General features: G+C 44.3%; 16 protein-coding genes. 4 read left to right on the top strand and 12 right to left on the bottom strand.

Annotation, left to right across the window (positions count from 1 at the left end):
• The first annotated feature begins 286 nt into the window (after positions 1-286).
• Positions 287-580: a GNAT family N-acetyltransferase gene (locus ACQKMP_RS11415; RefSeq protein WP_427469383.1), complete on the top strand. Its 294-nt coding sequence runs from the start codon at positions 287-289 to the stop codon at positions 578-580.
• Positions 581-663: 83 nt separating this feature from the next.
• Positions 664-1,509 (top strand): GNAT family N-acetyltransferase, encoded by an 846-nt coding sequence (locus ACQKMP_RS11410; protein WP_042190030.1) that lies wholly within the window; start codon positions 664-666, stop codon positions 1,507-1,509.
• A gap of 78 nt (positions 1,510-1,587) precedes the next feature.
• On the opposite strand, the gene ACQKMP_RS11405 is transcribed toward ACQKMP_RS11410, so the two are convergent.
• The 4 genes from ACQKMP_RS11405 to ACQKMP_RS11390 form a co-directional block, all read right to left on the bottom strand.
• Positions 1,588-2,367 carry a hypothetical protein gene (locus ACQKMP_RS11405; RefSeq protein WP_052404366.1) on the bottom strand — a complete coding sequence of 260 codons (780 nt, stop codon included), beginning with the start codon at positions 2,365-2,367 and terminating at the stop codon, positions 1,588-1,590.
• 1 nt (position 2,368) lies between these two features.
• Positions 2,369-2,821, bottom strand: a complete 453-nt coding sequence (locus tag ACQKMP_RS11400) for a flavodoxin (RefSeq protein ID WP_042190032.1) — start codon at positions 2,819-2,821, stop codon at positions 2,369-2,371.
• A 170-nt stretch (positions 2,822-2,991) separates the two neighbouring features.
• Positions 2,992-3,357: a VOC family protein gene (locus ACQKMP_RS11395; protein WP_042190035.1), complete on the bottom strand. Its 366-nt coding sequence runs from the start codon at positions 3,355-3,357 to the stop codon at positions 2,992-2,994.
• Between the two features lie 92 nt (positions 3,358-3,449).
• A complete protein-coding gene (locus ACQKMP_RS11390) occupies positions 3,450-4,310 on the bottom strand; it encodes a helix-turn-helix domain-containing protein (protein WP_427469382.1) in 861 nt (286 codons plus the stop codon).
• Between the two features lie 228 nt (positions 4,311-4,538).
• On the opposite strand from ACQKMP_RS11390, the gene ACQKMP_RS11385 reads away from it, so the two are divergent.
• Together ACQKMP_RS11385 and ACQKMP_RS11380 are read left to right on the top strand one after the other, a co-directional pair.
• A complete protein-coding gene (locus ACQKMP_RS11385) occupies positions 4,539-5,402 on the top strand; it encodes a class I SAM-dependent methyltransferase (protein WP_427469381.1) in 864 nt (287 codons plus the stop codon).
• A gap of 3 nt (positions 5,403-5,405) precedes the next feature.
• Positions 5,406-6,152 (top strand): RluA family pseudouridine synthase, encoded by a 747-nt coding sequence (locus ACQKMP_RS11380; protein ID WP_231573316.1) that lies wholly within the window; start codon positions 5,406-5,408, stop codon positions 6,150-6,152.
• A 43-nt stretch (positions 6,153-6,195) separates the two neighbouring features.
• Here ACQKMP_RS11380 and ACQKMP_RS11375 read toward each other — a convergent pair whose 3' ends face one another.
• From ACQKMP_RS11375 to ACQKMP_RS11340, 8 genes are all read right to left on the bottom strand, one after another.
• Entirely contained in the window at positions 6,196-6,627 is a 432-nt protein-coding gene (locus ACQKMP_RS11375; protein WP_076284605.1) for a MarR family winged helix-turn-helix transcriptional regulator, read from the bottom strand.
• A gap of 204 nt (positions 6,628-6,831) precedes the next feature.
• The gene (gyrA, locus tag ACQKMP_RS11370) at positions 6,832-9,273 is read right to left on the bottom strand and encodes a DNA gyrase subunit A (RefSeq protein ID WP_042190043.1); all 2,442 of its coding nucleotides are present in this window, start codon (positions 9,271-9,273) and stop codon (positions 6,832-6,834) included.
• Positions 9,274-9,527: 254 nt separating this feature from the next.
• A complete protein-coding gene (gene parE / locus ACQKMP_RS11365) occupies positions 9,528-11,510 on the bottom strand; it encodes a DNA topoisomerase IV subunit B (protein WP_042190046.1) in 1,983 nt (660 codons plus the stop codon).
• A gap of 168 nt (positions 11,511-11,678) precedes the next feature.
• The gene (locus tag ACQKMP_RS11360; protein WP_042190048.1) at positions 11,679-12,668 is read right to left on the bottom strand and encodes an ABC transporter permease; all 990 of its coding nucleotides are present in this window, start codon (positions 12,666-12,668) and stop codon (positions 11,679-11,681) included.
• Positions 12,661-13,641, bottom strand: coding sequence for an ABC transporter ATP-binding protein (locus ACQKMP_RS11355; RefSeq protein WP_042190050.1), 981 nt, complete (start codon positions 13,639-13,641; stop codon positions 12,661-12,663). The genes ACQKMP_RS11360 and ACQKMP_RS11355 overlap by 8 nt, the downstream gene beginning before the upstream one ends.
• A 109-nt stretch (positions 13,642-13,750) precedes the next feature.
• Entirely contained in the window at positions 13,751-14,587 is an 837-nt protein-coding gene (locus ACQKMP_RS11350; protein ID WP_427469380.1) for a GDSL-type esterase/lipase family protein, read from the bottom strand.
• A gap of 247 nt (positions 14,588-14,834) precedes the next feature.
• Positions 14,835-15,602: a CAP domain-containing protein gene (locus tag ACQKMP_RS11345; protein ID WP_427469379.1), complete on the bottom strand. Its 768-nt coding sequence runs from the start codon at positions 15,600-15,602 to the stop codon at positions 14,835-14,837.
• Positions 15,603-15,860: 258 nt separating this feature from the next.
• Complete coding sequence (locus tag ACQKMP_RS11340; RefSeq protein WP_339266119.1) at positions 15,861-17,825, bottom strand: WG repeat-containing protein; 1,965 nt, start codon at positions 17,823-17,825, stop codon at positions 15,861-15,863.
• Positions 17,826-18,551: the final 726 nt, after the last annotated feature.

Genomic DNA, 18,551 nt, shown 5'->3' with positions numbered 1-18,551 from the left:
ATTCCAGTCCTCCCACCTTCTCGGCTCGCCAAAAGTCACTCGATCACGTCTGCCTCCTGTCCCCATTCCGCAAAGCCAGACTACTTGCAGAACAAACATTACAAAGCAACTGCCTTGAGTAACATGAGCGCATCATTCACACCAATAATCCTAACTTCCTCGATAAATCCATCTATGGAACGCCATCAAACGTCCAGGGCGAGCAATCATTCTGCTTCGTTCCTCGCTTTTTGCAAATCGTGGTAGTAAAATATAGGCAATAACAATTTAGGAGTGAAGCCATAAGATGCAAATTCAAACTGGAACAGGACGTTTTTTTGTTGCGAATGACGGTAAGGACCTTGCCGAGATCACATACAGTTTGGATGAAGATGCTGGGGAATTGGTCATTGACCACACTCGTGTCTCTGAGGAACTGCGCGGTCAAGGTACAGGTGAAGAACTTGTACGGGCTGTTGTAGATAAGGCTCGAAATGAAAATTTGAAAATTGTTCCTGTGTGCTCCTATGCAGCTCATCAATTTGAGAAGCATCCGGAGTATAAGGACGTGCTGAGCGGGAACACAGGCGAGCGAGACTGATCTCCGTTCCCGTTTCCGTGAAGCTTTATTAACCTATTCGAACTAATACACTTAGTTCAAATACACTTTAGGAGGAAACGGGTTTGACTACTACTGATACTTTGAGAAATATAGAAGAATTACAAGAACGCTGTGAGCAATATGATGGAATTTCACTGAAATTGAATTGGGATATGCTTCGCCAGCCATCAAGCGTAGGAGATACGGAATGGCTCGTGACATATGAAGATGATTTACTCGTCGGCTTCTTAGGACTTTATGGATTCGGAAGCGATATGGAGGTCTGTGGCATGGTTCGACCAGGCTACCGCCGACGGGGCATCTTCACCTCACTGTGGAACCGAGCGCAAACTATTATCAAACGGGGCAATGTTGCTACCCTACTTCTAAACGCTCCTGCTGCCTCATCATCTGGTGTAGCATTCCTTCAAACGCTACCACTAGAGTTTAATCACGCGGAATACCAAATGAAATGGGGCGAAAATTCGGTTGCTTCTTCTGAAGCAAGCTCAGCCACAGGGACTGTGATCTTACGCCCTGCTCGTGAAGACGAAGCCCCAATTCTCGTTGAGCTGGATTGTGGAGGCTTTGACATAAAGACTGAAGATGCTGCCGAACTCTATGACCTGCAGAAACAGGAAGGCCTGCAAGAACATATTATGATCGAAATGGACGGACAACCTGTTGGTAAAATGCGGCTGTGGACCGAAGATAATGAAACCTGGATTTATGGATTTACTGTCAGCAAGAAGCTACGGGGGCTAGGCATTGGACGAAGTGCACTTCTTCAAACGATCGAACGAGAACGTAAAAACTATAATGGAATTAATCTCGAGGTCGCTCTAGATAATCCCAATGCGCTTAAGCTATATGAAAGCTGTGGCTTTATCATTCAGAATAAACAGGATTATTACCGTTATATCGGCTAATCCATAGAATTAAAGCCTCCTGTCTAATGGGCGTTCTCGCCTGTAGAGCAGGAGGCCTTATTTTATTATTAGGAGTAATCACATCAGCCCAAAGCCTCCAACATTAGCTTCGCCTCTATCATTTCTACGGTCGCTACAGTTTAATGAACCATCAGCGTGCACTTCCTGCTCCAGAAATACAGATAACAATCGAACATAATCCAAAGACTCCTTATACGGGACTGCATTTCCCTTGTAAGAGTATTTACGACCCTCTAGCAAGGAGTAGATTTCCACGGTCTCCGCAGGTTCACCGTAAGCCGCATAACAAAAGACGTTTGTCATATGCAAAAAGCCCGCAATAGTATCCTCATTGCCATTCACCATAAATTTCTGAATGTTCAGGCTTCGACCATTCTGAGTAGAATTCCAAGCTAATTGAGTAATCATCGAAAGCTCCAAGCTCAGCTCCGGGACTGGCACATACCACTGCTCGTATAGCATTACCGGAATTTCCAGTAAATGATTGGTCGAAACGATACGCATTAGTTCATCCGCTATACTCGTCTTGATATCCCAATATTGCAGTAATGAAGGAAAAGCATCCCCCCTAGGTGGCCAACGACGCTCTAACAGAAATTGTATCGGTGTCTCCCTTCGAACTTCAGGCAGCAAACTATAAAAGTCGTTAAGTGTATGCCCTACAGCATATTGAACCTGCTGGCGCCAGCGTGGGAGCCCGGTCGCTGGAGCTCCGCTTGATAAATTCTCGGCCCCTCCAAGCATAATGTGCTCCACTCGATAATCATGCAGTCGTTTATATGGAGGCGTATGTAAATTCACTTGTTTCTTCATCCAACTTCCCGCTGGCCCGCCCATCCTATGATGCCACCATACAAGCTTCGATAAATTGACGACCGAATTGACGGCAAGCTTCTTTTTCAGCAGCGTTCGGGCCATATTCAATCTTAAGACTATCCTGTAATATCACAGCTCCACGTTCCTTTAACTTCTCCACGAATAAGTCCACGGCTCCACAATAAATCGCGTAACCTGTGTCTCCACTGCCAAAAACTGCTGATTTCATAGCGGTCAAATCAAGCTCATCCATCTCCTCATAGAAATCAAGAGCTTCATCAGGTAGCTCACCATCTCCCCAAGTGTATGCCCCTAACAGGACGCCTTCATATGAATTTATCTCAACCGCGTTACATTCAGTGACCGATTTCAAAACGGCTTCACCGCCTGCTTGGCGTATTCCCTCTACAATCAATTCAGCCATTTCCTCAGTGTTTCCAGTTAGACTGGCGTATGCCACTAGCACTTTAGTCATCTTTCTGTTCCTCCCATTACTAAACATAAAATTTAAATGATGTGTGCTTCACCCTCATTCTATTTGATAATGATTATCATTGTCAAATGAATAAAATAAAAAAAAACGCAAACTCCCGTTTATTCACACGGTTGATGTTTGCGTTCAATCCCTTTTTTGTTCAAAATTATTTAGTATGCTCCTTCGAGCAAGGTAATGTGATTACCATCTGGATCGCGGAAATTCATTTCTTTCCCGCCATACGCCATCGTAACCGGTGGCTGACAATCCAGTCCCTTAGCCTTTAACTGCTCGTACGTCTCATCGAGATTATCGCAGCTGAATACTAAATTAACAAAGCCAGTCGTGAGCTTTTCCCATTTCGTCTCATCCCAAATGATGATTCCAGGCTGCTTCTTGTCGAATCCAATCTTTGCGCCATCAAAATTGCCGTAGCCTTCGAACGGAATTGGAATCCCTAGCACCTCCGAATAAAATGCAGCCAACGCAGCAGTATCCTTAGTGTAGATGTTAGTACCTTCAAAAGACGAAATCATAATTTGTCCCCTTTCATTCTCATCATCATAGTGCCCATTTCTTACTTGAGTTTAACAAGGCTAGCACCCTTTGTATTGCAAAATTGCGACATTTATCTGCCCGCATAGACTAAAGCCTCAAGTGGTGTTCTTCCTGCATATTTCTTGAAACTGTTTATAAAATGAGGCTGGTGGCTGAATCCATACGTAAAAATAAGTTCCTGCATATTCTTCGTCTGCACAGGCAGTTGATACATTTCCCGCCATACATTCTGAAATCGCACAAGGTCAGCTGTTTTTTTAGGTGATACACCTATGTATTCTTGAAAAAGTCTTTCGAGTTGGCGTCGGCTTAGATTAGAGCTGGTTTCCAAATCCTCAGCTGTTACCACACCCTTTTGTTTAATTAGGGTATAAATTGCATTCATCATCCGATCATTAGTCCGTCCACCACGCTCAAGACGCTGAAAAAGATAAGCCTCAGCTGCCACTATCCTATCATTCATAGAATTTGCTTGTTCCAGCAGAAGTCCTAGCTCTTTTTTAAAAGTACAAAAGTATTGGTCCACATCTACAAATGCATTCAGGACATCCCGCAGATGGTCATCTGCAAAAAAATGAACGGCCCAGAAATGAAATCGGATACCAAAGGTTGAGATCATACCTTCCCCTCTGTCTGAAGGGACTTCAAAAGGAGCATCATTGATGCCGGAAAAAACGGTAGTTGTTAAGCCTGTCGATTCATTCAGATTCCAAATAATATCCATGCATGTATCTGGAATAATTGTTTCCATTCGAGGTTCGTAACCAGATGCCTTGTCCACTACGTGAACGGATGCCTCTGTAGGAATACGCGGTGTATCAGAACCCCAGAAACAGCGAATATATGGCTGCAAAGCTTGACTGGGTAGAAATTCACTAGTTTGTGCTGGATTTGCAGTTATCGGGAAATATAGAGGCGCAAGATTGAACATAAGCTGCTATTCTCCGATCATAAATATTGTAAAGACTCTGATATCTGATCATACACAATCATTGCTTGATCTACCAGAATAATAGCTGTGAGCATGGAAATATTATACACATAATCTTCATTGGATAAAATAAGTAGAGTGTTGAGCTTGTGCGTATTTTGTTTGTAGCTATATGGTGAAATGATGTACAATAAAGGCTAAATGAATTTTTGAAGGATGGATTAAAAAATGTATATAGCTAGCGACTGGAAAGACTATGAAGTAATTGACACTGGCGGTGGAGAGAAGCTTGAACGTTGGGGTGACATTATTCTGCGCCGTCCGGATCCACAAATTATTTGGCCACTCTCCAATGAGACAGCGAAATGGCGTGATGTACACGGTCATTATCACCGTTCCTCAGCCGGTGGTGGACAATGGGAAATGAAGAAAACAATTCCGGATGATTGGAAAATTAGTTACGGAAAATTAAAATTCCATTTACGTCCTACAAATTTTAAGCATACAGGGTTATTCCCTGAACAAGCGGCCAACTGGAGCTGGATGATGGACAAGATTACGGCTGCTAACCGTCCGATCTCAGTACTGAATCTATTTGCTTACACTGGTGGAGCTACTGTAGCCGCCGCAAGTGCCGGCGCTTCTGTTGTTCACGTGGATGCAGCCAAAGGAATGGTGCAATGGGCAAAAGAAAATGTCCAGCTGTCCGGTCTGGGCGAGCGTCCAGTTCGCTACATCACGGATGACGTATTCAAATTCGTACAACGTGAACAACGTCGTGGTAGTAAGTATGATGCGATTATAATGGACCCGCCTTCCTACGGAAGAGGACCTGGCGGAGAAATGTGGAAGCTGGAATCCAGCTTATATCCTTTCCTTGAGAGCTGTATGCAAATAATGAGCGACAAACCTTTGTTTATGCTAATCAATTCATACACCACTGGGATTTCTCCAACTGTCCTACGTAATATGTTGTCGATGACCATGGGGAAACGTTATGGCGGGAAGCTCACCTCCGGTGAAATCGGTCTTCCGATCACTTCCTCCGGCATGAACCTGCCATGCGGTATTCTGGGACGCTGGGAGGCGTAAGCCATGACACAGCATTTATCTGGCAGCAACGAGCCGCTGGACGGAATGTCGAAGCGCTTTGAAGTGTTATACGAAGATAATCATCTTCTAGGCATAGTGAAGCCCGTGAATATTCCTGTTCAGGAGGATGCTACTGGAGATCCTGATCTGCTCAACCTGCTCAAAGAAGATGTGAAGGAACGCTTTAACAAGCCTGGCAACGTCTATATGGGGCTAGTCCACCGCCTGGATCGTCCGGTTGGGGGTGCAATGATCTTTGCCAAGACATCAAAAGCAGCATCGAGACTATCCGAGTGTGTCAGAACTCACAGCTTTCATAAGGTGTACTTAACGGTCGTGCACGGTAAACCACCAGCATCTCATGGCCGTCTTACCGATACGCTGCTTAAAGACGCCAAGAGCAATACCGTCACTGTAGTCCGGAAAGGAACACCCGGCGGTAAGGAAGCCATTCTGGATTACACAGTACTTGGCAGCGCTGAGGGTTACAGCCTGCTCAAGATCGATTTACTTACCGGACGTTCACATCAAATTCGAGTGCAGCTTAGCTCCATCGGCTGCCCCTTATACGGTGATCAGAAGTATGGAGCTTCGGTGAACAGACCTGGACAGCAAATTGCACTGTGGTCTGCACTTGTAGGCTTTCCCCACCCTGTTACTAAAGAAGAAGTAGAACTTATTTCCCTGCCTCCGCAAACCCATCCATGGGATTTATGGTCCAAGGAATTACAAAAGAAGGCTATCCGTTAATGGATGGCCTTCTTTTTTTGAAATAAAGAGTTGTTGTATATATTCATGGTGTAGAACCTTCCGGTGCAGTTGTAACAACCATTTTGCCCATTAAATAGAGTAGTAGCTGTTGGTTATGAGAGGATATCGGATCAAGCGCTTCTGCAAAAAAATCACTGCGGATCTTCAAACCACGTACAGTCTCCTGCGTTCCAATTTCCGTTATACTCACCCATACAATACGGCGATCCGCAGCATCTCTCTCCCGAATGATAAGCCCATTTTTCTCCATCCGATCAAGTAACATAGTAACCGCTGCAGGACTGGTCGCCAGATGTGGAGCCAGATCAGAAGGCTTCATGGCATCACGTTCCTGAAGCAGTTCAAGTACTGTGAGTTGGGCATCCGTTAGCGATGGGGCAAGATTACTGTCCATATGTAGTTTGTAATCTTTTAAAATTTTATGCCAAATTTTACTGAATTCAGAAGCGTGCACACTGATTCCTTCCTTTCCTTGCGGTTCTATCCGGTATAACTACATTTTCGCGAAACAAATTCCATTTCCTGCAAAAGAAGAAAAATAAATCTTCTAAACTGATAAGCGGGAAAATTAAAAAAAGGCACTTAGTCAGTTCTCAAGAAGAATTGACTAAGTGCCTTGATAAGTTATTTTAACAAATCTGTTTATTACTAGTTTATTTTACTTAACTGCCGGGAAAAGATTAACAATCTCATCCTTTTTCTCCACAGGAACAATCTGTTTGCCTGTAGAACGACGCTCTCCAAGTGGTGCAGATTCAGAAGAGAATGTATGATGTGCATTCTCCCGTGTAATTGCATTAAGTTCCAGCGGTTCTCTGCAATAGAAAGCCCCTGCCAATTTACTGCCATTTGGTCGTACTCGCTTGCCTTCCTTAAATTCAAAGGTTGGCATCCCTTTGCCACCGCGGCTTTGAGATGGATAATCCACTAGTAATGAACGTTTCGCATATCCGATATCGGAGATAGAAAGGATCTCACCTTCATCTTCACTGACCCAGAAGCAAGAAATCACCTCATCGCCCTCACGAAGCTGAATGCCTCTTACACCGGATGCAACACGGCCCATAGGATTAACTTCATTCTCATGGAATCTAATACTCATTCCTTCGCGAGTCACGAGTACAATGTCCTTGTCATTCGTACTAGTAGCCACTGTAATGATCTCATCACCGTCTGCTACCTTACAGGCTGCTACGGCTCCAGAGCGGCTTGTAGAGTATTCCTTGAGCTCTGTACGCTTAACCTGACCTCTGCGGGTGATAAACACGAGGCTTTGCTGCGGATCATCAAGATTATTGACCGGAATCACGCTAATGATTCCATCCCCTTTAGACAATCCGATAACGTTAACAATCGCAGTACCAGGTTCTTTCCATTTAAACTCTGGAATCTGGTGAACCGGAAGTAAGAAGTACTGCCCCTTGCGCGTAAATACCAGCAGACTGTCACGGGTATTCACATCGAGCAGCTTAACGATATGATCGCCTTCTTTAACGCCTGATGTATGACGTTCCCCACCAGAGCGGGTAAAGGAAAGCATACTTGTACGCTTAATATAACCGTCTGCGGAAAGTGCTACTAGCACATCCTCTGCGTTGACCAGCGCTTCAAGGCTAACTTTAAGCTCCTCAACTTCGCCTTGGATCAGCGAACGGCGATCGATCCCGTATTTATCACGGATCTCCAGCAATTCCTTACGGATTACAGCTACGAGCTTCTTGTCACTTTCCAAAATGCCACGCAGATGTGTAATCTTTGCCATCATTTCATCCAATTCTTTTTGGAGTGAAGTAATCTCCAAATTCGTCAAACGATACAATTGTAAGGTAAGAATAGAATCCGCTTGACGTTCACTGAACCCGAACATCCACACGAGATTGTTCTGAGCATCCTGACGGTTCTTCGATGCTTTGATGGCAGCGATGACCTCATCCAGAATATTCAGCGCCTTAACCAAGCCCTCTAAGACATGAGCACGGTCTTCTGCGCGTTCCAGATCAAATTGGGTGCGATGAGTCACTACTTCACGCTGATGCGCGATATAAGCCTCCAGGATGGCTTTAAGACCAAGCTGTTGCGGAGCCTTGTTGACAATCGCCACCATATTGAAATTATAGGTGATTTGTAGATCGGTTTTTTTGAGCAGATACGCCAAAACGCCTTGGGCATCCGCTTCTTTCTTGAGTTCAACTACAATCCGAAGTCCTTCTCGTCCACTCTCATCACGAACTTCAGCAATGCCATCGATTTTCTTCTCTAATCGAATATTCTCCATGGAGGTAACTAGTCGTGATTTTACAATCTGGAATGGAACTTCCGTAATCACGATTTGTTGCTTGCCTCCACGCATATTTTCAATCTCAGTCTTGGAGCGTAAATAAATACGGCCTTTACCAGTGCGGTAAGCATCCATGATGCCGTCTCCGCCCATAATAGTGCCGCCTGTAGGGAAATCCGGACCTTTCATAAAGGTCATGATATCTTCAAGTTCAATATCCGGCTTCTGCATCACTGCGATACAAGCATCAATAACCTCACGTAGGTTATGTGGCGGAATCTCAGTGGCAAAGCCTGCGGAAATCCCGCTCGTGCCGTTTACGAGTAGATTCGGATACCGGGAAGGAACAACCACAGGCTCTTTGGCTGTATTGTCAAAGTTGTCCTTAAACAGCACCGTCCGCTTCTCGATATCACGCATCATCTCCATTGCAATCGGAGATAAGCGTGCTTCTGTATAACGCATTGCCGCAGCTGGGTCATCGTCCATCGAGCCCCAGTTGCCATGACCGTCAACAAGAACATGCCCCATCTTCCATGGCTGTGCCATACGAACCATACCGTCGTAAATCGAGGAGTCACCATGTGGATGGTAATTACCCATTACATCCCCGACGGTTTTGGCCGACTTACGGTACGGCTTGTCAGGCGTGTTGCCAGAATCGTACATCGCATAAAGAATACGGCGTTGTACAGGCTTAAGTCCATCGCGGACATCGGGAATCGCCCGGTCCTGAATAATATATTTGGAATACCGACCAAAGCGGTCACCGACGACCTCTTCCAGAAAAGCCGGCAAAAATTGTTCTGATAAACTACTCACTTGGCTCACCTTCTGTTCCTCAATCTGTCCACTTTCTTAAAGATTGGTGATATTCTTTCACTTCGCTTTGCGGATCATTCTTCCGGTCGCTGTTGTTTCCAGATTTTTTGATTATACCGCTGTTAGCAGATAAAATCCGGAAACAAAGGCGAACGCTAACGCTCCTCCAGAACGATTCCGCCACTCCGTTTGCCTATCACCAAAAAATTAAAAATAGTGGAAGTATTCGTCACTTGCAGCACTACTAACTGCAACTACTCTACAATTTCAGTGAAATCGACATTTTCAACAATCCAGCGTTTACGTGGATCGACTTTATCACCCATCAGTGTAGAAACACGACGCTCAGCCTTAGCAGCATCCTCAATCTGCACCTGAAGCAGTGTACGCGATTCTGGATTCATCGTTGTTTCCCACAGCTGATCAGGGTTCATCTCACCCAATCCTTTATAACGCTGAAGCTCGAAGTTTTTGCCGAATTCCTTTAAGTAATTTTGCAGTTCTTCATCACTCCATGCATACCTAACGGTTTCCAGCTTGCCCGTTTTGCGGGTCAGCTTATAAAGCGGAGGCTGAGCAATAAAAACCTTTCCTGCATCTATTAACGGCTTCATATAACGATAGAAAAATGTCAGCAGCAGCACCTGAATATGCGCTCCATCTGTATCCGCATCGGTCATAATGATAATTTTGGAATAATTGCTGTCTTCGACGGTAAAATCCGGACCAATTCCTGCACCAATCGTGGAAATGATCGCTTTATATTCATCGTTCTTCAGGATATCCAGCAGCTTGGCTTTTTCCGGATTCATCGGTTTCCCTTTTAGCGGCAAGATCGCCTGAATCTTTGAATCACGGCCTTGCTTCGCTGAGCCACCAGCTGAATCACCTTCTACGATAAACAGCTCAGTTCGTGTAACGTCCTTAGACTGCGCAGGTGATAATTTTCCGCCAAGATTCGAGCTCTCGCTACGTTTCTTACCTGTACGGATCTCATCGCGGGCTTTGCGAGCCGCTTCCCGAGCCTTCGAGGCCTGAATTGATTTTTTCAGAAGGCTCTGTGCTACCTGCGGGTTTTCTTCCAGAAAACGAGCCATATTCTCAGATACGATATAGTCTACTGCACTACGAGCAGAAGCACTACCAAGCTGATCCTTCGTCTGTCCAACAAATTCAACCTCGGACATTTTGACACTAATGACAGCCATCATACCTTCGCGCAAATCATTTCCTTCTAAATTCTTATCCTTTTCTTTAAGCAGCTGTGTACGTCGGGCATAATCATTCAACACACGAGTATACGCGGTCTTAAAGCCTGTCTCATGAGTACCGCCGCTACGAGTAGGAATGGAGTTAACGAAGGAAGCCAAGGTTTCTGTATAGCCTCCATTGTACTGAAGGGCTACTTCCACTTCGATATCGTCCTTTTCAGCGCTGAAGTGAATAACATCATGTAGAACATCCTTGCCCTCATTCAGGAACTGTACGAATTGGCTTGCTCCACCCTCGTAAAAGAACTCATCCTGACGATTGCTCCGCTCATCATGCAGCGTAATACGCAGACCGGAATTCAGAAAGGCAATCTCCTGTACTCGCTCTGCCAGCGTATCATAATTCAGGGCAATTCCATTTGGAAAGACGCGAATATCCGGTTTAAAAGTAATTTTCGAACCGGTTTTGTTGGTGTTGCCCAGAATTTCAAGGCCCGTTACAGGTTCGCCAACATGCTCTTTCCCCTTCTTGTCCACCCAATATTCAAACCGTTGACGATGGATTTTGCCTTCACGATAAATCTCTACTTCAAGCCATTCAGACAAAGCATTCGTTACTGAAGCCCCTACGCCATGCAAACCGCCTGATTTCTTGTAACCAGATCCACCGAATTTACCGCCTGCATGCAAAATTGTAAATACAACTTGCGGCGTTGGCACTCCTGTCTTATGCATTCCAGTTGGAATCCCACGACCGTTGTCCGTCACCGTTACTGAGCCATCTTTGCGAAGCAGTAAGTCAATCTTCGTACAATACTTGGCTAAATGCTCATCCACAGCATTATCTACAATTTCCCATACTAGATGATGTAGTCCCGAAGAACTTGTACTGCCGATATACATGCCAGGTCGTTTGCGTACTGCAACCAGACCTTCGAGCACTTGAATGTCGTCAGCATCGTATCCAGTACGGCTATTCTCGCCGTTATTAGAAACTTCAGCAAACATATCGATCTGTTCGAGCATTCATGCTCCTCCTTCTTTTCTCTATACTCAAGCATTAACGCCTTCGGCGTCCTTATAAAGACGGTAAGCCTTTAAGCGAGAAATATAAGACATACAGTATAAATGCAAAACTTATACTTTCTTATATCTCTAGAAATGCAAACAAACGTTTTCGTCACTTTGTACATTCTAATTCAAAATATCCCTTTTCGTAAAGACGGCGAATGAAATGATCACCGAAGCAGCCCCCCACACGGCCAGTACAGCCATGGAAAATGACAAGGACATCCCCTCTATGGGTGCGGGAGTTCCTGACAAATAACCGGTCAGTCCAAGATTTACCATAAATAAATATTTCGCTGTTGTCCAGGCTGAAGCCATATTAGTCAGAATATTTCCAGCGATCAGCGCTGCCATCATGACCACTATACTAGCAGCAGTGCTCCTTACAAGTACAGAGATCATAAAAGCAAGCAGGGCAACTACGACACTTACGAACCAGACCAATCCACCTTGCATAAGCATATATTTCCATTGTGGTACTGCATGCACAGTAGACATATCCACCGAGTCTCCACTGATCTTAAAGCCTGTAAAGACAGGGATATTAAAGCCCTTATATCCAAAAGCAAGACCAGAGATAAGGTAGCTGATCACAAAGGTGGAGAGCACAATAAGCGAGACAAACATAAGCAGAGCCGCTAATTTGCTAAACAAAACTTTCCAACGCTTAACTGGCCTTGTCAGCAGCATTTTGATCGTCCCTGTAGTTCGCTCCGCAGAAACTAAATCCGAGGCTACCGCCATAATGAGCAGCGGAATAAATAAAGTAACGGAATTATCCATAAACTCACGGGTAAAGGTAACGCCACTTGGCTCGTTCGGATTCACATCATGGTGAAGGTAGTACTGAAGCTGCTGTACAAATATTCGCCGATAAGTCTTCCATTCCTCTGGAATTCGGTCGCTACCCAAAGAATTTTGATTATCAATGATCTGCTGCTGGATCTCCAGGCGCCAATCGGAGTTGAATTTATCTCGGCTACGCTCAGCTGAGCGCATTTGAGCGTAGGTGAACATAGGCACCAGTACAATCAGAATCAGCAGTATAACATAAAACCGTTTCTTTTTTATGATTTTTAAACATTCATTACGGATTAGCGGAAGCATATTATTCAACGTTCTCACCCTCCGTTAGTTTCAAGAATAGCTGTTCCAGTGTCGGATTGATTTTATGCACAGCCCTAACTTCGATTTCAGCAGTCACCATAACAGCCACAATCTCGGGGATCAAATCCTGCTCCATAATTGTGATTAAAGAATTCGGGCCCATACCAGCAATTATTGAATCATCCAAGGTAACGTCTTCCAGATTCTGAATCTGAATATCCGGGCGATCAGCCAGTAATGCCCTAGCTTCAGAAAAAGGCTCCAGCTCCCAAAGTACATACGGAGAATTTCGAGCGATCAGCTCATCTACCGCACCCACTGCAAGTACTCGCCCTTTACTAATAATCGCAACACGGTCGCAGAGAAGCTGGATTTCACTAAGTAAATGACTCGATACAAATACCGCTAAACCCTCATCTGCTAGTTTGCGTATAAATTCTCGCAGCTCCTTAATTCCCTTTGGATCTAAGCCATTTGTAGGCTCGTCCAGAATAAGCAGACGCGGACGTCCCAGAAGAGCCTGCGCTATACCAAGTCGTTGTCTCATCCCAAGCGAATATGTACTTACCTTATCATGGATTCGTTGATCCAACCGAACGATATCTACGACTTCACTAATACGTGCATTATCTATACCTGGCTGCATACGGGCAAAATGCTGTAAATTCTCCCATCCCGTCAAATAGGTATATACCTCAGGATTCTCAACGATAGAGCCGACAAATTGCAACGCTTTTTCCGGATTTCGGTTCACATTGTAACCACATACCGTAATCTTGCCCTCGCTTGGACGAATCAAATCGACAAGCATTCTAATCGTAGTTGTCTTCCCAGCTCCATTGGGTCCGAGGAAGCCAAAAATTTCTCCTTCTCTCACATCAAACGTAACATCATCTATAATCCACTTTCGCCCTATTTTTTTCCGTACCCCGTCTACAGACAAGACGACCGGGCTGGATTCTCCACTGTTCGCTTTTGTCATATTCTCCTTAGCTCCTTGTTACTGTCATTTCCTTGGCTAGTACTTGCTCAAAGGATATTTTATCTAATACAAATCATCATTCTTAGAAAGCTGGCTCTCACTTCTTTTTCTAGTGTATAGCCTGAATGAATCGCTCTCCAATTCGTTGATAGCCATCCCCATTCGGATGAAAATGATCCGTTGATAAGTATTTGTCCAAATGCTTGTTAAACAAGTCGAAGGTTGGAACCAATGTCATATTGCTGTGCTTATTAATAATATCCATTGCCGCATTATTCCACTTCGCAACCGCCTGATTACCTGGTACAAGTAGATCTGGTATATCACCAAAGGGATTGTATAACCCCATATAATAAATTTGAGCGTTTGGATTGATTTCCGTGATTTTCTCCAGAATCTTACCTAATCTTTCTACTGCTTCCGGAAGGGCTGCTAGCAAAGACTCTGGAGTCAGCTCTTGATCAGTCGTGGATTCACTTTGAAGTGCGCCACTATTCTGCAAAATATTGGAGTCCTTGAATAAATCATTCCCTCCGATCGAGAGTAGAATGACATTCGCCATATGCAGCGCGTAATCTATACCATCTTCATCCAGCTTGCTTTGCAGTCCTGCAGTTGTTAAACCATTAATTCCCATATTACCCAGTAAATCAACTTCGACACCTTTAGCGGATAAACCACTAACCGTACGCTTAACAAATCCTTCTCCGGTGTTATCACCAGTTCCCTTGGCTAGCGAATCTCCGAGAGCAACAAATTTGAGCTTCTTAACCGTCTCCGTCACTGGAGCGGCTGTTTGCTGAGGTAAGTTGGTCCCTGACGCTTCTCCAACCGGATAGATGATGTCTCTGACCGCATAAACTAAACCTACAATTAGAATTATTGTTGTTACTATGGAAATCAGGCTGACCGTGCGCCATGTCCACTTTGAATCATTCAAAGCCATCCCTCCGTGTGCCGTTCTATTATGTATTGTTCCACATTTTACAAAGATCTTAACTATGTACATAAACATAAATCTTCCATACCGGTTTTGCAAATGTCTAAAATAGAAATAAATCCAGCTAATCCGCTTATTTAACCCGAATCTGAATACGAAAATTCTCAAAAAAATTTAGCGATTAAAGTTTGGGTACAAAAAAACGTTCCCCGATTTTCATCGGAGAACGTTTGATTCCAGCAATTTTTTTTAATTATTTACCAATAAATTCTTGAACCCAATAGTTATTGTCATACCCTACACCGATATAATTGAAGTTAGCATTCAAAATATTAGCCTTGTGACCAGGACTATTCATCCATGCTTTCATTACTTCTTCTGGTGTTTTTTGACCCATTGCGATGTTCTCGCCTGCAGCGTTATAAGTGATACCAAAGGATTTCATCATATCGAATGGTGAGCCATACGTAGGTGAAGTATGTGAAAAATAGTTATTAGTACGCATATCCGTAGCTTTTGTAGCTGCTACTTTATGAAGGCTGTCCAACCCAGAAACAGGCTTCAAACCAGCTGCTGCACGCTCTTTATTTACCAGCGTTACGATCTGTTGAACATAAGTTCCTTTATTGCTCGCAGCACCTGTAGTAGGTGTAGTTTCTGTAGGTTTAGTTACAGGTTTAGTTACAGGTTTAGTTACAGTAGTCGTATCCGAAGGCTTAGTTACAGGCTTGGTTACAGTAGTTGTATCCGAAGGCTTAGTAACCGGAGTTCCGGTAGATGTATCTTTATTTGGAACCGTTCCTGTTTGAGGCTTGGACACCACGATTGTGCTATTAAAAATAGGGAATCCCTGTAGGTTAGCTTGTTTTAAATATTGTAAAACTTGCTCATAGCTAGTACCTGATTTAATTACTGTTACCTCAGTTGAGGCCGCATTCGCTTCGAGTGGAAGAGAAATACTAAGTGCCATAACAGCTGCTACACTACCACCAATAATTGCTCTTAATCTCTTGTTCTTCATTCTGCCATCTCCTCTTTCTTGTGTGTACTATATGCTTCTGCTTAGAGTGACCAGCTACAAATGTTACAAAGTTGTAATTTGTTCCTCAGTCATTGTAGCATAAATCTATCAGCTGTGCTCTTCTAATTTTTAACATTTACTAGTCTTGATTGTAAGTTTCCTGAGCATGAATTGCATTCGATATTGGTGTTAAAAAGCAAAAAAAGTCGCCATTCTCGAGAGAATAGCAACTTCTATGTGCTAAAAGATAAAAAGTAACTAGTGAAACGACTGCCAAAATTCTCCCTCAGTAGAGATAAGTCCCATAATTTCTGCATAAGGAATACGGAAAGTAGGAAAACCCGCAGAATAAGGAGCAATCTCATAAGGTGCGAAATAAAGATATAACGCTTCATTATCTACAAAGAAAGGCTGATCTGAGGTAATTCCTTTATACGTATCCGGAAAAACATAGGAGTACTCAGGATCATTCTCAATCTGCTTACCTACGATTTTACTGAGCTTCTCCACGTATCTACTTCCTGGCTTGAACAAATCACCTAGCTTATAGAACCTTCCGTTACGTACGTTAGTATGTGTATAGATTTTGGTAGGCATGCCGTGGGCTGCTCCAAAAGGATAACGGTATCCCGTTAACTCCAGCACTAGAAGGTTTTTGCGGAAAAAGGACACTGAAAAATCACCATTATAACTGAAATCCTGTGTTGCTCCATTACTACCTGGGTCTTCGACTAGCGAAAGCTTCCGTAATTTATCATTAACCTCTCTAGAAACTTCCGCGCTTGCAATTCCTTCAACAACCGGATAGTAAACCAGATAATCCCTGTTCGGTTTGTACTTCTTCTCGACTACGGAATACGGAGGTCTAAGTGGGATGACTCCATTTTGCCTCCAAATCTGCTTCCCTTGACGATCATAATATGCTGTACGTTGATCTATATCTGCTCTAATTAGGCGTCCACTGAGGGTAAGTGTTCCCGTCCCTTGAATAACTGGAGGCTGAGCTGCTCTTTTTCCAGTTCGATCTATAAAAAAAGTCTCCTTAGCATCATATACAGATGCCAGTCCGTCCTGATAATTATTCACACCAAGCAGGGTATGATTGCTCAGAATTGCTCCTGTCTCTGCATCAGCGATAATGTAACGTGAGCCTCGATAAGGTTGACTAGGGAATATTGGTGTTCCTATAGCTGCTCTACCTTCACCAAGCTGCAGGACTTCATAATATTTCGCGGGGATAATCATTTTTCCTTGTTTATCAATCAGCCCGTAGGCGTTGCCATAGTTCTCAGCGGTATTCACCACTGCACGCCCCTCAGAGAAAGGTAAGGCAGAAGTAAATTGTGGCTGAATAGCTACTGTTCCATCCGTGTTTAAATAGCCGTACTTACCGTTCTCAGTCTCTTGATAGGAGAGCAGCCCATCACCCGGACTCCCTACGAATGGATGATTGTACGTATAGAGAATCTTCCCTTCAGGATCAATGAGTGCGTACTCCCCCTCTTTAATCTTGACTAAAGCCACACCATTCATGAAATCATTGGCGTCCACATAAATTGCAGGCAAAACCTCTTTGCCTTGCGCATCTACATACCCATATAGTGATGGACCACCCGTTGTATTTTGTTTCGAAAATAATGCAAGTCCCTCATGCAATGAGTTTAGATAATCATAACGGGCTGGAGTCACCTCTTTACCTTTTTCATCGATAAATGTGTACCCTTTCGCATCTGATACTACTGCGCGTCCTTCCGAAAAAGGGGCAATAAACGAGTAAATGGGCTTCACCCGCTCCCTTCCAGAGCTGTCGATCAGTCCGCTACTGTTTTTTCGTTGTACAATTGCTAGCCCGTTCTTCTGAAAATCCTCAGCATATTCGTATCTAGGTTCAATCTGAGCACGACCTTCGTCGTTAATATATCCCCAGAGCATACCCTCTTTAAGATTAAAAGGCGCCGGATGTAGCCCAGTATTCCTTAATTCATCATCAACCCACTCCGGTAATACATACGGCGTCTCATAAGGCTTATTTGAGTAGTCTACACGATATAATCCCGCCTCTGCCGGGATCGTAACGAACAGTTCCTCTTCTGTGCGTATGAAATCTTCTTCTTGCTGCGTAATATATTCGTTCCAGCCAATGCCGTCCCATCTCCATACATCCGCTTGCAATGGACCATTGTCATTCCCTTTCCCCAGCTCATTCAATCTAATCCTTAACATCGAGTCGCTCCCCTTTAACAAAGGCATTTGCCTATAGAATATGGGAGAATGTTGGTTTATGTGATTTTGATCTTTGAGGTGTGGGAGAAAGGTGAAAACGCATTAAGCGTGTTAGGTGTGTCGATACTGGTTGCACCGTGGGAGGTTGGACGGGGGCAAAGACTGGTGGCATTGCTGGTGACGGGGGATGTGACAGTGCGGGGATTCGTGTGACTCCTAGGGTTTGTGGGATGCGCTTGAGAATGGTTAGGGCTGCGATGCGGGTTTGGGGTGCAGCGCGAAGTTTCGGGTCGTGGTGTGGAAAGTAACATAGTAGCCGTTAAGTAAATAAGGGAGTGTGATTGAAGATGGATTGAGCTACGGGGCGAGTACGAGTGCAGGGTGTGGGGATTCGTGTGACTCCTGGGATTTGCGGGATGCACTTGAGGATGGATCGGGCCGCGGGGGAGTCGGGTTTGGAGGATTCACGCGTTCGTGGGGTGCGGAAGTATGACAAGATGAGGCGGGAGATTTGCTAGGGCTATTGTCAAAGCGTACTTGGATCGGGGTGTGGAGTAACGTAGGAGGTGTGGAGTTAGTAAGGGAGTGTGATTGAGGATGGCGGTTCGTGCTGGGCGTTCGCTCCGAGAACGAAACGTTGCTCCTATCGCTATTGTCTCCAAATTTATTGATTTGTACCACATGCGCATTAAAGTATAAAGAGAAGAACGAACGCTAGCGCTTGCA

The organism is Paenibacillus sp. NPDC101420, from assembly GCF_050277435.1.
GTDB lineage: Bacteria > Bacillota > Bacilli > Paenibacillales > Paenibacillaceae > Paenibacillus_AQ.
The sequence above is the reverse complement of the archived record's forward strand: the minus strand, read 5'-3'. Positions and strand labels throughout refer to the sequence as shown.

Excerpts from the sequence above, each read along its gene's own strand:
- ACQKMP_RS11340 (WP_339266119.1), bottom strand. The coding sequence starts at position 17,825 with ATGTTAAGGATTAGATTGAATGAGCTGGGGAAAGGGAATGACAATGGT.
- ACQKMP_RS11395 (WP_042190035.1), bottom strand. The coding sequence starts at position 3,357 with ATGATTTCGTCTTTTGAAGGTACTAACATCTACACTAAGGATACTGCT.
- ACQKMP_RS11355 (WP_042190050.1), bottom strand. The coding sequence starts at position 13,641 with ATGACAAAAGCGAACAGTGGAGAATCCAGCCCGGTCGTCTTGTCTGTA.
- ACQKMP_RS11380 (WP_231573316.1), top strand. The coding sequence starts at position 5,406 with ATGACACAGCATTTATCTGGCAGCAACGAGCCGCTGGACGGAATGTCG.
- ACQKMP_RS11415 (WP_427469383.1), top strand. The coding sequence starts at position 287 with ATGCAAATTCAAACTGGAACAGGACGTTTTTTTGTTGCGAATGACGGT.
- ACQKMP_RS11405 (WP_052404366.1), bottom strand. The coding sequence starts at position 2,367 with ATGGGCGGGCCAGCGGGAAGTTGGATGAAGAAACAAGTGAATTTACAT.
- parE (WP_042190046.1), bottom strand. The coding sequence starts at position 11,510 with ATGCTCGAACAGATCGATATGTTTGCTGAAGTTTCTAATAACGGCGAG.
- ACQKMP_RS11350 (WP_427469380.1), bottom strand. The coding sequence starts at position 14,587 with ATGGCTTTGAATGATTCAAAGTGGACATGGCGCACGGTCAGCCTGATT.
- ACQKMP_RS11345 (WP_427469379.1), bottom strand. The coding sequence starts at position 15,602 with ATGAAGAACAAGAGATTAAGAGCAATTATTGGTGGTAGTGTAGCAGCT.
- ACQKMP_RS11400 (WP_042190032.1), bottom strand. The coding sequence starts at position 2,821 with ATGACTAAAGTGCTAGTGGCATACGCCAGTCTAACTGGAAACACTGAG.
- ACQKMP_RS11390 (WP_427469382.1), bottom strand. The coding sequence starts at position 4,310 with ATGTTCAATCTTGCGCCTCTATATTTCCCGATAACTGCAAATCCAGCA.
- ACQKMP_RS11385 (WP_427469381.1), top strand. The coding sequence starts at position 4,539 with ATGTATATAGCTAGCGACTGGAAAGACTATGAAGTAATTGACACTGGC.